Annotated in this window: 1 protein-coding gene; it reads right to left on the reverse strand. The window is 44.0% G+C overall.

Translation table 11 applies throughout. From position 1 onward, the window contains the following. Window positions 1–459, reverse strand: a 459-nt coding sequence (locus tag AB4482_RS23110) for a DUF1611 domain-containing protein (protein ID WP_372181804.1), incomplete at both ends; no start/stop codon positions are given.

Raw genomic sequence — 459 nt, forward strand, 5'->3', positions numbered from 1 at the left:
AGTATCACACCCGTTGGACAGCTGCCACGTAAGATAAAAGCGCTGGTTGAAAACGCAGGGTGACTCAAGGCTCCTTGCCCTTCAATAATAATCAGATCCGGGTTTTCTTTTTCATAGGCCTGTACAATGACAGATTCCAACTCACCGGCACAAAATTGTGAAGGAACAGCATCGAGTGCAACGCAGTATTGTGCGCCTTGCATAATGCCTGTTTGACCGGTGGCAATCAGAACGACGTTAAGGCCTTTTTTAGTCAGTTCATTCGCCAATATTGTTGCTGTTGTTCGTTTTCCTAGCGCGCAATCCGTCCCCATTACAGCAATTCTCGGACATTTAACGTTGTGTATTTTGCCGCTAAACGTTTTCAGATCGCCTTTACTTTTGGGTTTGCGAGTATCGAATATTCGAACGTTATTCTTTAAGCTAGCTTCTAAAAATTGAGGATCATCGGTTAGGAAT

The organism is Vibrio sp. 10N.222.55.C7 (genome assembly GCF_041473335.1).
GTDB classification, from domain to species: domain Bacteria; phylum Pseudomonadota; class Gammaproteobacteria; order Enterobacterales; family Vibrionaceae; genus Vibrio; species Vibrio crassostreae_C.